General features: G+C 54.1%; 14 protein-coding genes. 4 read left to right on the top strand and 10 right to left on the bottom strand.

Annotated elements, in window-relative coordinates; genetic code table 11:
- Positions 1–264: 264 nt before the first annotated feature.
- Positions 265–951: a phosphorylase family protein gene (locus tag L5470_RS01875; RefSeq protein ID WP_099798526.1), complete on the top strand. Its 687-nt coding sequence runs from the start codon at positions 265–267 to the stop codon at positions 949–951.
- Here L5470_RS01875 and L5470_RS01870 read toward each other — a convergent pair.
- From L5470_RS01870 to L5470_RS01845, 6 genes are all read right to left on the bottom strand, one after another.
- Positions 929–1381, bottom strand: a complete 453-nt coding sequence (locus L5470_RS01870) for a hypothetical protein (RefSeq protein ID WP_099798525.1) — start codon at positions 1379–1381, stop codon at positions 929–931. The two genes, L5470_RS01875 and L5470_RS01870, sit on opposite strands and share 23 nt — an antisense overlap.
- Before the next feature lie 41 nt (positions 1382–1422).
- Positions 1423–1956: a hypothetical protein gene (locus L5470_RS01865; RefSeq protein WP_099798524.1), complete on the bottom strand. Its 534-nt coding sequence runs from the start codon at positions 1954–1956 to the stop codon at positions 1423–1425.
- A gap of 16 nt (positions 1957–1972) precedes the next feature.
- A complete protein-coding gene (locus L5470_RS01860) occupies positions 1973–2575 on the bottom strand; it encodes a 2OG-Fe(II) oxygenase (protein ID WP_227517584.1) in 603 nt (200 codons plus the stop codon).
- Positions 2576–2659: 84 nt separating this feature from the next.
- Positions 2660–3952 carry a Fe-S cluster assembly protein SufD gene (gene sufD / locus L5470_RS01855; protein ID WP_099798522.1) on the bottom strand — a complete coding sequence of 431 codons (1293 nt, stop codon included), beginning with the start codon at positions 3950–3952 and terminating at the stop codon, positions 2660–2662.
- Positions 3949–4731: a Fe-S cluster assembly ATPase SufC gene (sufC, locus tag L5470_RS01850; RefSeq protein ID WP_099798521.1), complete on the bottom strand. Its 783-nt coding sequence runs from the start codon at positions 4729–4731 to the stop codon at positions 3949–3951. Before sufC ends, sufD begins: the two co-directional genes overlap by 4 nt.
- Before the next feature lie 410 nt (positions 4732–5141).
- Positions 5142–5687 carry a thylakoid membrane photosystem I accumulation factor gene (locus tag L5470_RS01845; protein WP_099798220.1) on the bottom strand — a complete coding sequence of 182 codons (546 nt, stop codon included), beginning with the start codon at positions 5685–5687 and terminating at the stop codon, positions 5142–5144.
- Between the two features lie 224 nt (positions 5688–5911).
- Between L5470_RS01845 and ftsZ the strand changes: the two genes are divergently transcribed.
- From ftsZ to L5470_RS01830, 3 genes are all read left to right on the top strand, one after another.
- The gene (gene ftsZ / locus L5470_RS01840; RefSeq protein WP_499497798.1) at positions 5912–7174 is read left to right on the top strand and encodes a cell division protein FtsZ; all 1263 of its coding nucleotides are present in this window, start codon (positions 5912–5914) and stop codon (positions 7172–7174) included.
- 15 nt (positions 7175–7189) lie between these two features.
- The gene (locus tag L5470_RS01835; RefSeq protein WP_499497796.1) at positions 7190–8131 is read left to right on the top strand and encodes a bile acid:sodium symporter family protein; all 942 of its coding nucleotides are present in this window, start codon (positions 7190–7192) and stop codon (positions 8129–8131) included.
- Between the two features lie 80 nt (positions 8132–8211).
- A complete protein-coding gene (locus tag L5470_RS01830; RefSeq protein ID WP_499497794.1) occupies positions 8212–9534 on the top strand; it encodes a MotA/TolQ/ExbB proton channel family protein in 1323 nt (440 codons plus the stop codon).
- 29 nt (positions 9535–9563) lie between these two features.
- Here the strand turns inward: L5470_RS01830 and urtE are convergent, their stop codons facing one another.
- From urtE to L5470_RS01810, 4 genes are read right to left on the bottom strand one after another with little or no spacing between them, the layout of a single operon-like run.
- On the bottom strand, positions 9564–10316 hold the full coding sequence (gene urtE, locus L5470_RS01825; protein ID WP_448527079.1) for an urea ABC transporter ATP-binding subunit UrtE: 753 nt from the start codon (positions 10314–10316) through the stop codon (positions 9564–9566).
- Positions 10313–11083 (bottom strand): urea ABC transporter ATP-binding protein UrtD, encoded by a 771-nt coding sequence (urtD, locus tag L5470_RS01820; protein ID WP_448513721.1) that lies wholly within the window; start codon positions 11081–11083, stop codon positions 10313–10315. Before urtD ends, urtE begins: the two co-directional genes overlap by 4 nt.
- Positions 11080–12258, bottom strand: a complete 1179-nt coding sequence (gene urtC, locus L5470_RS01815; protein ID WP_099798216.1) for an urea ABC transporter permease subunit UrtC — start codon at positions 12256–12258, stop codon at positions 11080–11082. Before urtC ends, urtD begins: the two co-directional genes overlap by 4 nt.
- Positions 12251–13408, bottom strand: coding sequence for an ABC transporter permease subunit (locus L5470_RS01810; protein WP_099798215.1), 1158 nt, complete (start codon positions 13406–13408; stop codon positions 12251–12253). The genes urtC and L5470_RS01810 overlap by 8 nt, the downstream gene beginning before the upstream one ends.
- Positions 13409–13460: the final 52 nt, after the last annotated feature.

Raw genomic sequence — 13460 nt, 5'->3', positions numbered from 1 at the left:
ACGGGGGGTCACTCCTACACGCATTGATAAAGCACAGCCTAGACCATTAGGATTGAGCAGAATCTATAGTTATCATACTTATTACTCTTTGTCTAGGTGGCCTGTGATAGTTGAGCAGGCGTTTTTACCTGTGAATCGAAATTGTCACCGATTGCCAGAACAATAGCATACGCTCAACAAATAACGGTATCAGATTTGGCGGAAATTGCCTCTCATTCACCTTAGCGGACGATTGATTGTGCCACTCTTTGGACTGGTCAGTTTATGAATCGGCAACTAGTGTTAGTCCCCCAAGGGGCAGAATACAGGGCGGTACAGCGGGGGTTGCGAGGGCAGCGGTTGCGCGGGTGGCAGGTGGTTCCCCTGCGGGCGGGAGCGGCAGCCCTGAGCACACCAGCATTATCGGCAGCCTTGGCCAATGGGCCTACCGTAGCGGTCGTTCTTGGGGTGTGTGGTGGCCTGCAACCACAGGATCCGGTGGGGGAGGTGGTGGTCTATCGCACCTGTCAGGATGAGGCTGGAGTCATGGCTTCCCTCGATGGGTTGTTGCTGGCTCGCTTTGGCGATCGCTGGCGATTTGTAAAGGCCATCACCACCCAAGGCGTAATGTGCAAAGCCAAGGAGAAGCAGGCATTAGCAAGGCGGTGGGGAGTTGAGGTGGTGGATATGGAGGGAGTGCTTCTGCTGCGGCACTTGCAAGGGTTGGGAATACCGGTAGCGATGGTGCGGGTGATCAGTGATGGGGGCGATCGCGATCTGCCGGATTTAACCCATGCTGTTGATCATCTGGGAAATTTACGGCCATGGCCACTCATGGTGGCGATGCTGCGGAATCCGTTGGCGGCGGCCTACCTAGTGCAGGGTAGTTTGCGGGCGCTGGCCGTCTTGGAGGCGATCGCTCCAGAGGTGGTGAGGTGTTTGGCGGATCTTACCCCCGCACCTTTGCCGTAAACCCAGAGGCCTTAAACTGCTCTAGCTGCAAGGGTGTGGGTTGATCGTAGGGCACACTAATGCGAATTTCAAAGTCACTGATGCCGGGGGGAATCTCCTCGATCGCGCCAACACGGGTGCGGTTTTGCATGACTGGATTGCCATTGGCATCGTAAATGCGACCAAAGACATCGGCATCAACGACAGTTTTGCCGGATTTATTTTCTGCTTTGCCAGTAATCAGGTAGCAGTTGGCTTTGAGGGTGGTGCCTCCGGGGGTAACGGCACCGCTGCCCACCTCTGGCGGACAGTCGCGGTAGCTAAGGTCAAATAGGCGCACTTGGATGGCGGCGATCGCCGGTGCTGAGGCTAGGCTCATCCAGCACAGCAACCCCAGCAGTGTACCCACTACCCCCCGCTGTATCCATGGGCATAGGCTTCGCTTAGGCATAGTTTCAGGGCATCGTAGCAACTAGCAACAATTGTGCTTCATTATCCCATACTCAGCAAAACCCAAAGATCTATCGCACCCAAGAGCAGGGTGAAAACGGCTAACGTGCCGTACATCCACGGCTGCGCTAGGGGTTTGATGAGGGCGGTGGGCAGCCCTGTTTGCTGCTCTATGAACCGTAGCATCTTGGTAAACCCCGCCACGCGCATTGGCAGTAAATACGCCTGACCTGAGGTGGTGACCAAGTAGTACACCAGTCCCCCTTGACTGGTACTGCGAGGTTGCACAGCTGTAATCTCGGCCCAGGGCACTTGCCATTGCCGCCGCAACACCGCAGGAACCCAGTGGGGATAGGTGATGCCGATGCCTTGAGGGTCTAGTTCAACCCGCTGGCTCAGTGCCCCCCACAGCGCGAGTGCACCGAGGGCGATCGCTCCCCACAGGAGCCACAGCGGTAGCGGCGCAGCGGTATGTTCGGCAAGAAAGGGCAAGGGCAGCGTCAATGCCCCATACAGTCCCATTAAGGTTCCGGAAATGAGGAATGACGTTCGCAAACGCAGTGTAGGTTCAGCCATCGTTCTGGGCAGACTCCTAATAGAATAGCCATGTAGCAAATGCGTACTTTGTGCCCCGTACCACCGGCAACGCGGCGTGGGGATGGGTATAGTAGGCGGGAAACACCACCACATCCCCGGTGCGGGGGCTAACCTTGACCCCTTGGCGATCGAAGTAGGTTTCACCCCCCTCGAACCCATCGTTGAGATAGCCCACCAGACTCACATCTCGGGTGGGAATGCCTTGCTGCATTTCCATTTGGCGGCTGGCAAGGAGCAGGTTATCCACATGGCGACGGTAGCCTTCCCCCTCGTGATAGCGCAGAATGCCAAAGTTTTCCACGTTCGGAAAGCGGATACCGTAGTGCTGGTACAGCACAATTTGAATGGTCTGGGTGTGCTGGAGCAGCAATTGGCGACTGGCGGCTTGCTCCGGGTGGGATGGGTCAAATCGTACTAAACTGCCACCGCGTACGTCCTGATCCACCGTACCCATTAAAATCTGGGCAGCCGCAAACCCCGCTGCTTCCGCCGTTGCAATAATCTGCTGGCAATGGGATGGGGGAATCAAGGCTTGAAACAACAGGATGTCACTGCCGAGATCTAGAATCTGCAACGGGGAGGTGGCCGCCGCCATCATGCACTCCTCTTTATCCCGAAGGAGGAAGGACGCTCAATACCAACTAGCGATGACTGTTGCACCTCAATCCTCCCAATTCGTCACCTAGCGCAGAGCCGCCAGCAAGGCTTCCTCTAGCTCTTGCCGCAGGGGTTCGGGGTGAAGGTCAGCAAGCTGTTCCAAAGCAAAGGCTTTGACCAATAGATCTCGCGCCTGTCGCTCATCCAGACCCCGACTCCGCAGATAGAAAATATCTTCAGCGGCCAACTGGCTGACGGTGGCACCGTGGGAGCACTTGACATTATCGGCCACAATTTCCAGTTGGGGTTTTGTATCCACCCGAGCCTTATCAGAAAGAAGTAGCGTCCGATTTAATTGGCTGGCATCGGTGAGCTGCGCCTGCTGCGGTACGATCACTTTGCCGTTAAAAATACCGTGGGCGCGATCGCCCAAAATGCACTTGTGAACCTGTTCACTGCGGCTATGGGGGGCTTGGAACAGAACCACTGAGTGGGTATCAACAATCTGGTCGTTCATGCCAATAGCTAAGCTTTTGAGGCTAGTGGTCGTAGCCGCGGCGATTGCCTGAATCTGCCAGTGATGACGACTGAGGCTACCGCCGAGATCAATGGCGTGCCCCCGATAGCGACTGTTGCGATCTTGGCGGATGGCGGTGTAGCCAATATGCAGGGCAGTGGGGGACTGGTGTTGAATCCGCACGTGATTAAGGCGAGCATTCGCCGCTATCTGAAGCTCGGTGACACTATTGGTAAACTGCTGGTCACCGGTCAGGGACATAAACCGCTCAATTAAGGTGGCCTCAGCATTGGCGGCCACCTCTACCCACAGTCGGGGTGCCACCACGCTCTGCTGCTGACGGCTGCTGACGTAAAAAATTTCAATGGGGTCAGCAATGGGGTACTCTACCCGCAAGGCAATTGCCTCGGCCAATAGGGCAGCATTTAAGTCGCTGAAGACCTCTGGAGTGACAATGCTACCTACGGCTTGGGGAGGGGGTATTTTTTGTAGGCGATCGCTACTGAAGCGGGATAGCTCGGCACAATAGTGGCCATCAATAAGAACAAGTTGTGCCGCCGTAGCAAAAGCGCGTTCGCACAGTAAATGCCGCACTTCAGCAACAATCTCAGGGGCAAGGGGGGCAATCGGTGCCTGAAAAGATCGCGATCGCAGCCGTGATAGATCGGTAAACCGCCAGTCCTCCTCTCGTGGGGTAGGCAGGTGCTGTTCCCGTAGGCGGGCAATTGCCGCTTGCCGCAGTGCACTTAAGGTCGGCTCCTGAAAAGCGGGTGCTAAAGCCAGCAGATGCTCGAGTTCATTTTGCGCAGGCACCAACGGTAGATCCGCCTGATCTGAGTTCGCCACAACGGTAATCGTCATGGGGTGACCACCTCCTCTTCCCGCACCCAGTCATAGCCGCGTGCTTCTAGTTCTAACGCCAACTCCTTAGAGCCAGTAAGGACAATGCGTCCGGCCTCCATGACATGGACATAATCCGGCACAATGTAGTCCAACAGTCGTTGGTAGTGGGTAATCAACAAAATACAGTTATCTGGAGTTGTCAGTTGATTCACCCCATTGGCCACAATTCGTAGGGCATCAATATCTAAACCCGAATCCGTTTCGTCAAGAATCGCTAGCGTTGGCTCTAACAAGGCCATTTGCAAAATCTCGTTGCGCTTTTTCTCCCCCCCTGAAAAGCCTTCATTTACCCCTCGCTGTAGGAAGCTATCCTCCAACTTAACAAGGTCAATTTTTTGGCGCACCAAATCATCAAAATCAAAGGCATCCAGTTCCTCGCGCCCTAAATGCTTCTGTTTGGCATTGTAGGCCACCCGCAAAAAGTCCAGATTACTCACCCCCGGGATCTCTAAGGGATACTGAAAGGCTAAGAACACTCCCTCCCGTGCCCGTTCTTCGGGGGGCAACTCCAGAAGATTTTGACCCTTGTAGCGGATGTCACCACCGGTGACCGTGTAGTCAGGGTGTCCCGCTAAAATTTTTGAGAAGGTACTTTTACCGGAGCCATTGGGCCCCATGATCGCATGGACTTCGCCCGCACGGATCGTCAGATTTAATCCCTTGAGAATTGGCGTGTCCTCTACATTTGCGGTGAGGTCACGCACCTCTAAGATCACTTGACTGTCGGGACGAATCACGCCTTACCTCCATTGATGGCCGTTGGTCATGAATTTATATTTCCTTAATGTAGCGCAGTTAGTTCGCGGATTGTGATTGAGGTTGTTGGTAGCAGAGCATTGCTTACAGCAGAAGCGGGCGATCGCTGGCTTTAGGAGCCATTGCACACAGAGGGATAGCTTGGTAGCCCCGTACTAAAGTACGGGGAGGAAAAGCTACCTAGCAACTTTAGTTGCTCTGTGCTAATCTATACTTAATCGCCATCCTTGGTGAAAAACCCAATCGGCGACAGTTGTTACAAGTAAGCAGAACTTTGGGGCTTTGCCTCAAGGAACTGTGTAGGGGCGGTTTGCTCACGCCTTTACGAGTTCGTTTGTGGACTGCGTAAGAATCCCCCGACTTTAGTCGGTGGGAGTGTCAATCCTCTCCTCTACAAATTGGGGAGGCTGTCATTCACAGAGCGAGACCGTAGTTCTGGTGACTCCGAGCGAGGCAACAGATCAAAGACCTGCCGCAGGGTATCGTCAAGGGTTTCAAAGGGGACATTGCCCACCACCTCTTGGCGGAGCCGCCCCTGCCGATCAAAAATTAGGGTTTGCGGCACCAATCCTTTGTAGTAGTACCCCGGATCGGTGGCGGTAAATTCAGCCCCTAGGGGTAGAGCATCAATATCAATAGGAATAAAGTCTGTGACACGGCCATAATAGCCCTGTAGTTGGGAGATAGTGGTGGCAAACTGTTTGCAGTCACGGCTGTCGTTGACGTAAAACACCAGCAGCGTGGCGCGATCGCTCTTTAGCGATTGGCTGAGGCTAACTTTGGGCGGCACGAGGGAGCCGTTGCCACCGTAAAGGGCAAAAATGTTGCCGTCGTAGCGATCGTCGTTTACCCCAGCCCAACTGACACTCGTGAGCAACCCCCACAGTAACAGCGCAAGGCCTATGAGCGTTAGACGTTGCGTCCACAGCCGTTTCATGCGTCCTTTCCTCTTCCGACAGGTTGTGCAATGGTTCCTAAAACACTCTAGCGAAGCTTTGATCTGAATCCAAACCCTAGGCAGTCAATTTGCTCGTCAGTGGACACACTGCCTTCACGTTATCTGTTGATAGGTCTGCCAAAATGAGGACGACCTATTTATAATTTTGTAGATGTTAATCATGCCTTTACTAGAGTTCATGATATAGTTGCCCCATATTTATCATGGGTAAAGAACGTTGTCTTATGGAGTCAGAGCACTATTTTCCTGCAGAAAGCGTTCCCGTTGATCATCCCGAGTCTTTTGCTGCAGGAAATTCTGAGGTTGCATCTGGCGAAAATGGTTATAGCGCGCCGACCGATGTGTTAAGGAGTCATGAGAATTTGGTGGAAACGTCAGCAGCCCGCATTAAAGTCATTGGCGTCGGTGGTGGTGGTGGCAATGCAGTCAATCGCATGATTGCCAGTAATGTTGCTGGCGTTGAGTTTTGGTCGGTCAATACTGATGCCCAAGCGATCGCCCAGTCTCAAGCCCATCGCGCCTTACAAATCGGCCAAAAATTAACCCGGGGCCTTGGAGCAGGTGGCAATCCGGCCATTGGCCAAAAAGCTGCCGAAGAATCCCGGGAAGAGCTTGCGGCGGCACTGAAGGATGCTGATTTAATTTTTATTACCTGTGGGATGGGGGGCGGCACAGGCACGGGTGCTGCGCCCATTGTGGCGGAAGTTGCCAAGGAGCAAGGTGCCCTCACTGTTGCAGTGGTGACTCGCCCCTTTACTTTTGAAGGCCGACGACGGGCAACTCAAGCAGACGAAGGCATTGAGGCATTGCAAAGTCGGGTAGATACCCTTATTGTTATTCCCAACGATAAAATTCTTTCCGTCATTTCTGAGCAAACCTCTGTGCAGGATGCCTTCCGCGTGGCAGACGATGTGCTGCGCCAAGGGGTACAGGGCATCTCCGACATTATTAACCTGCCGGGTCTGATTAACGTTGACTTTGCGGATATTCGCTCTGTGATGGCCGATGCTGGCTCTGCCATGATGGGGATTGGCATTGCCTCTGGTAAATCCCGAGCGGCAGAAGCAGCGATGACGGCCATTTCTTCACCCCTTTTGGAAGGCTCTATTGAAGGCGCCAAAGGGGTTGTCTTTAACATTACTGGCGGAACGGATTTAACGTTGCACGAAGTCAATGCTGCCGCAGAGGTCATCTACAATGTGGCCGATGCGAATGCCAACATTATCTTTGGGGCGGTGATTGATCCCGAGCTACAGGGCGAAGTGCAAGTCACGGTTATTGCAACGGGCTTCACGGGGGAGGCCACTCCCCGCAGCCGCACGGTTGCCAAAGCCCCCCCCCTCCCTAGCAAGCCCCAATCGAATGTTGCCTCTGTGCCCGCTCCAAAGTCTGAGCCAACAGACCCTGAGGGCAAGCCTAAGCTGGATATTCCAGAGTTTTTGCAGCGGCGGCGACCCACCCCCTAGGGAGCAGTGCCCACCATGTCTCGCCTTGAGTGGCTGACCAATCTTTTTCCCCTATGGGTCTTGATCACTGCTATTGTTGCGCTGCTGCATCCGCCGCTGTTTTTGTGGGTGACCAGCGACTACATCGTCTGGATTTTGATGGTGGTGATGCTGGGGATGGGGCTGACCCTCAGTTGGGCGGACTTTAAGGCTGTCGGTTTAATGCCTCGCTCTGTTGCCTTGGGATTCTTAGCGCAGTACTTGATCATGCCAACGGCCGGATGGCTGGTGGCGCGTCTTTACCAGTTGCCACCCCCCTTTGCGGTGGGTCTGATTCTGGTTGCTTGCTGTCCGGGGGGAACGGCCTCTAATGTGGTGAGCTTTATTGCTCGTGCCCACGTTGCTCTGTCGGTGGTGATGACCCTCTGCTCTACGTTAGCGGCCGTTGTGCTCACCCCGCTCCTAACAAAACTGTTGGCGGGGCAGTACGTGGAAGTGAATGCAATGCAGTTGTTTTGGGGAACGGTGCAGGTGGTGCTGTTGCCTATTCTGGTGGGTCTTGCCTTGAATACAAAGGCACCTAATCTGGTGAAAAAGGTACTGCCTATTTCCCCCTTTATTTCAGTTTTGGGAATTTGCATCATTTGCGGTGGGGTTTTTGCCGCAAGTGCCAGTGCGATTCTTACCCATGGGGTGCAGCTGTTGGCGGCGGTGATCTCCCTGCATAGTATTGGCTTCTTTGGCGGGTACTACATCGCACGATGGGKGGGCTATTCCCAGCGAACCTGTCGCACGATTTCCATTGAGGTGGGGATGCAAAATTCGGGGTTGGGGGTGGCCTTGGCACGGCAAGCGTTCGCTAACCCCCTGACCGCCGTCCCCTGTGCCATTTCAGGGGTGACCCATTCGCTGATTGGTAGCCTGTTGGCCGGGATTTGGCGTTGGCAGCAGAGTACCGCGATTGCACCCAAGCCCTGAGAGGGGCAGGCTGGGGTTCAGTAAGATGGTAAACGTTTGCATTATCCGTGACGGTGAGTATGACTGCTTCTTCAACCCCTGTGCTAACCTCAACGCCGCCGTTGACCCCGGTGGCGGTTGCGCGTAAGGATATCCGGGCGAATCTGTGGCTGGCGTTGGCGATCGCCCTTGTGGCCACTGTAGGGGTCTATATTGGGTTTCTGCCGTTTCAGGGTACCTACTTGGGACAATTACTTCTTGCACGGGGGTGGACCCAACCTGTGGCGCTGTTTTTTGCCTGGACAGTGCTGATCTTTACTCTTCTGAAGGCGATCGCCTTGGTGCAGCAGTTTCCCAGCCTGCGCCAAAATTGGATCCCGGCTAACTATCCCCTGACAACGGCGCGGGATGTTGCTTACTTACAGCAGACCTTAGCCCAACGCCAGGGGCTGCTCCCCAATCGCTGTGGGCGAGTATTGGCGGCATTTATGACCAGTGAGCAGCGCGCCATTGCCGCAGACGTTGCCGCAGAAGACAGTGGCAGTGCAGCAGCAGCAGCGGATGCCTCCTACACTATTCCACGGGTTTTGGTGTGGGCGATCCCGCTGCTGGGCTTCATCGGCACCGTAGTTGGCATTAGCCAAGCGGTGAGTGGGTTTTCCAGTTTTTTGGAAACGGCTCAGGATGTCAACCAAATTAAGGAGGGGATTGGCAGCGTCACCACTGGCTTGGCGGTTGCCTTTGACACCACCCTCGTGGCCTTAGTCTTGAGTGTTTTTGTCATGATTCCTTTAGTGGCGGTTGAGCGCTGGGAAGCCAAGTTACTGCTGCAAATTGACACCTACATTAACGATTATCTGCTACCGCGCTTACCCATGGGTGCCAGTCCAGCGGCGCTGGCACCAGACACCCTCAAAGCGGTACTGCAAGAAGTCATCCGAGCCGAGTTACCCAATCCAGAAGCCCTGATGGCACCCGCTACCGAGCGGCTCGAGCAACTGCTGCAAAACCTCACCCATTTAGCACGGGCAATGGTGAGCGATCGCCAACAGTTTGTGGCGGCCATCACCACGCAACAGCAGTCTGCCGATGCGTCATTTCAGCGATTGCTAGAGCAGCTAGAAACAAGCCAACTTCAACTTCTTGAGCGCGTTAATCAAGAGCACATAGCCATTGGCCAAGAACTGCGCCAGCACGGCCAGTCTATAGCCCAGTTACTCTCGCAAAGCGAACAACGCCTGCAACAGCGACTGCTCCTCATCGAGCAACTGAGCGATGCCCTCAACGCACTTGCAGAGACGGGCAGCCTGCAATTAGTGCTCCAGACCCTAAACCAGACCCTCGCCACCCTCCAACCGCTACTGCGGCAACTCGCTCAACCGCGGCGGGTCACCCTTGTAGAGCAGCCCAGCACCCTAGATTGATATAGAGATTGATATAGACGGGCAGACGCCTAAACTGCCAAAAACCGCTGAATCACATCTTGACTGAGGTCGCTGGTTGGGCCTGAGGCAACAATCCCCCCCTTTTGCATAGCGTAGTACCAATCGGCTTCGCGCACAAAGTGGAGGTGCTGCTCCACCAAAAGGACAGAAATACCACGGGCAGCAATAATCCGTCGGACGGCGGCTTCAATTTCTAAAATAATTGAGGGCTGAATTCCCTCAGTGGGTTCATCCAGCAGCAAAAGCTTGGGCTGCCCCATCAATGCCCGGGCGATCGCCAACTGCTGTTGTTGCCCCCCACTCAGGTCGCCCCCCATACGGTGTAGCATCTTCTTCAGGACGGGAAACAACTCAAAAATGTCCTCGGGAATATCACCTTTGCGAGCAGAGTGCGGACGTGCCTCTAACCCCAGCAGTAAATTTTCCTTAACCGTCAGCCGTGGAATGATCTCACGGCCTTGGGGAACATAGCCAATCCCCAGCTTTGCCCGCTGATCCGGACGCAGCGGCAGTAATGACTGCTCTTGGCACACCAGTTCACCTTGGCGGGGGTTGAGTAAGCCAATGATACTCTTGAGGAGAGTAGTTTTGCCAACGCCATTGCGACCAATCAGGCACACCATCTTACCGGTAGGCACACTCAGATCAATATCCCGTAGGATATGGCTTTCACCGTAATAGACATTCAGACCGCGCACCCGCAGCATCCAATCGGCGGCCACCGCAGTCGTGGGTAAAGGGTAGTGATCAACACGGGTCATGGCTGTTTCTGGGAGGTAGGTTCTTCTAAGGGTGCCCCCAAATAGACCTCAATCACGCGGGGGTCATTCTGGACATCTTCGATGGAGCCTTCGCACAGTACCGAGCCTTCGTGGAGCACCGTAACCGTACGGGCAATTTGCCGCACAAACTCCATATCGTGCTCAATCACAATAATGGAATGGTTTTCCGCCAGCGCCACTAAGAGTTCTCCTGTGAGACGGGTTTCCTCATCCGTAAGACCCGCCACTGGCTCGTCCACCAGTAATAGATCCGGTGATTGCGCCACCAGCATCCCAATCTCTAACCATTGCTTTTCGCCGTGGGAGAGTAAGCCTGCGGGAAAATTGGCTTTCGGCCGTAAGCCAATGGTTTCAATCAAGGCCTGAATCCGCTCCCGATCCGGTTTGGGTAAGGGGTGTAACAGGGTTGAGAGCACGCCTTTTTGCCGGGCACCCGCTAACTCTAAGTTTTCTCGTACCGTTAAATTGAGATACACTCGCGGTGTTTGAAACTTACGGCCAATGCCAAAACGGGCAATCTGATCTTCGCTATAACGGCGGAGATTACGGCCTTTGAACAGTACTCGGCCTTGGGTAGGCTTCACTTTGCCGGTAATGACATCTAAGAAAGTGGTCTTCCCAGCACCATTGGGACCAATGATCACCCTTAGCTCTCCCGTTTCCATTTGAAACGAAAGGTGATTCAGGGCATTAAAGCCATCAAAGCTAACGGTGAGATCCTCAATTTCTAGAATCGGTGGTGTCACGATGGGTGTTTGCCCTCCTGCTTGAGAACGTCACGCTCGTACTGTATGTCTGGGTCTAGCTCCAATTCAGGATAGGTGGCCAAAGGTTGGGGTCGCCCCAGCAGTCTTGCCAAAAACAAATGGCTCTCCGTCCGCAGCCAGCCCACAATTCCCGTGGGTAAGGCCAACACAACAATGAGGAACAGCGCCCCTTGGAAAAAGAGCCAAATATCTGCAAACTGCTCACTTAGCAAACTACGGGCAAAGTTCACAAGCAGTGCCCCTAAAATTGCGCCGATCAGGCTGGCACGACCGCCCACCGCCACCCAGATCACCATCTCAATGGAAAAGGCAATATCCATCGCACGCGGCGAGATGATCCCGGTTCGCAGCGTAAAAAAAGCACCGCCAATCCCCGCTAGGGCAGCAGAAATGGCAAACACCAGTACCTTATAGCTAGTGGGGTTGTAGCCGGAAAAGCGCACCCGAGCTTCATCATCGCGAATCGCCACCAAGAGTCGGCCAAAGCGTCCCATGGTCAGCCAACGACAGAGCAAATACGCCAGCGCGAGGAAGATCACCGTCAGCACGTAAAACCAATACTGCGTTTGGGCATCCCGTACGGGTACCCCTAAAAGGGTCTGAAAGTCTGTGAGACCGTTAGTGCCGTTAAAAAGCTTTTGCTGACCGTTAAAGAAATTAAAGAAGACGATAATGGCCGCTTGGGTAAGGATGGAAAAGTAAACGCCGCGAATGCGGTTGCGAAACACTAGATAGCCTAGAATTGCCCCCAAGAGTGCCGGAATCAGCACCACTGCTACCGCAGCGAAGGCAAAGGAATAGAACGGATACCAAAACCAAGGTAGCTCCGTGACCCCATAAAGGGTCATGAAATCCGGCAGAGGACTGGCGGCGCCTGCTGGGACTTGCAGTTTAATATGCATAGCGATCGCATAGCCGCCCAAGGCAAAGAAAATGCCATGCCCTAAGCTCAGTAAGCCCGTAAATCCCCAAATCAGGTCAATGCCAAGCGCCACAATTGCCAGTGCCAAATAGCGATGCAGCAGATCCAAACGGAAGCCGGGCAGGACAAGGGGCATAATAAAGATTAAAACTAAGGCAAGGGCAGCCACCACTCCTAACTCTGGAGCACTGATACGATGCTTAGGAAACGACAGTTTAGGTAACTTAGGCATCGACGGTACGTCCTTTTTGCGGAAATAAGCCAGCAGGGCGAATTTGCAAGAAGGTAATAATGAGGATAAAGACCATCACCCGCGCCATACTGGTACTGGCAAAAAACTCAAAGAAGTCGTAAAGCCCCGTACCGGGTGCCAAGAATCGCGTGAAGAGCCCAGAGCCAATCACATAGTTGACAAAACCAATCCCCAAGGCAGCTACAATGGAGCCAACAATTTTGCCGACCCCGCCGACCACCACCACCATAAAGGCATCAACAATATAGTTTTGACCAGTGTTTGGGCTCACCGACCCCAGCAGACTAATAGCACAGCCAGCAATCCCAGCCAGCCCTGATCCGAGGGCAAAGGTCAAGGCATCCACAGTTTGAGTGGGAATGCCTAGGCAAGCACTCATACTGCGGTTTTGGGTAACCGCACGAATGCGCAACCCCCATTGCGATCGCAGCAGGAACAGATAAATGGCCACCAAGCATACTGCTGTCAAGGCAATAATAAACAAGCGCACAAAGGGAAATTGCACCCCCAAGAGGTTCACCCCCGCCCGCAACCAACTGGGTGCGGTGACATCAACCCCTTGGGCACCAAACCACGGCTTAGTCACAGCTAAGCCCGCTGCCCCCCCTACAGCCAGCCCCGTTGTAATACCAATTCCCAAAGACAGCACTAGCAAGACAGGGGTTACCCAAGCGTGCCAACGCTGAGCTATGGTACGTCCCTTGAGCAGCCACATACCCCCAAAAAACAGGAGGCAAAAGAGGGCAATTTGCAGGGTCATCTGCCAGCTAATACTGCGCACCAACTGTTGCAAAATCAAACTCACCCCCCACGTCGCCAATAGGGTTTCGAGGGGGCGACCGTAGAGATAGCGGATGACACTGCGCTCGAGCATAACACCAACGCCAGCCGCTAGGGCAAAGGCGAGGGGAACAGCCACCAGCAAGTACCAGTCGAACCAGCTATCTCCCAGTGCCCGAAAGGCATTTTGCACCACAAAGGTAGTGTAGGCTCCCAGCATCATTAGTTCGCCGTGGGCAAGATTAATCACCCCCATAATGCCAAAGACAATGGCTAAGCCCAGTGCTGCCAACAGCAAGACTGCGCCAATGCTCGTGCCATTAAAAATACTCTCAAGCAAAAACGTCATGGCTAAACAAGGTTAGGGTTAAAGAGCCACCGCCAACAGTTAACCTTGATCG

This window comes from Synechococcus sp. PCC 6717, assembly GCF_022698185.1.
GTDB lineage: Bacteria > Cyanobacteriota > Cyanobacteriia > Thermosynechococcales > Thermosynechococcaceae > Thermosynechococcus > Thermosynechococcus lividus.
The sequence above is the reverse complement of the archived record's forward strand: the minus strand, read 5'-3'. Positions and strand labels throughout refer to the sequence as shown.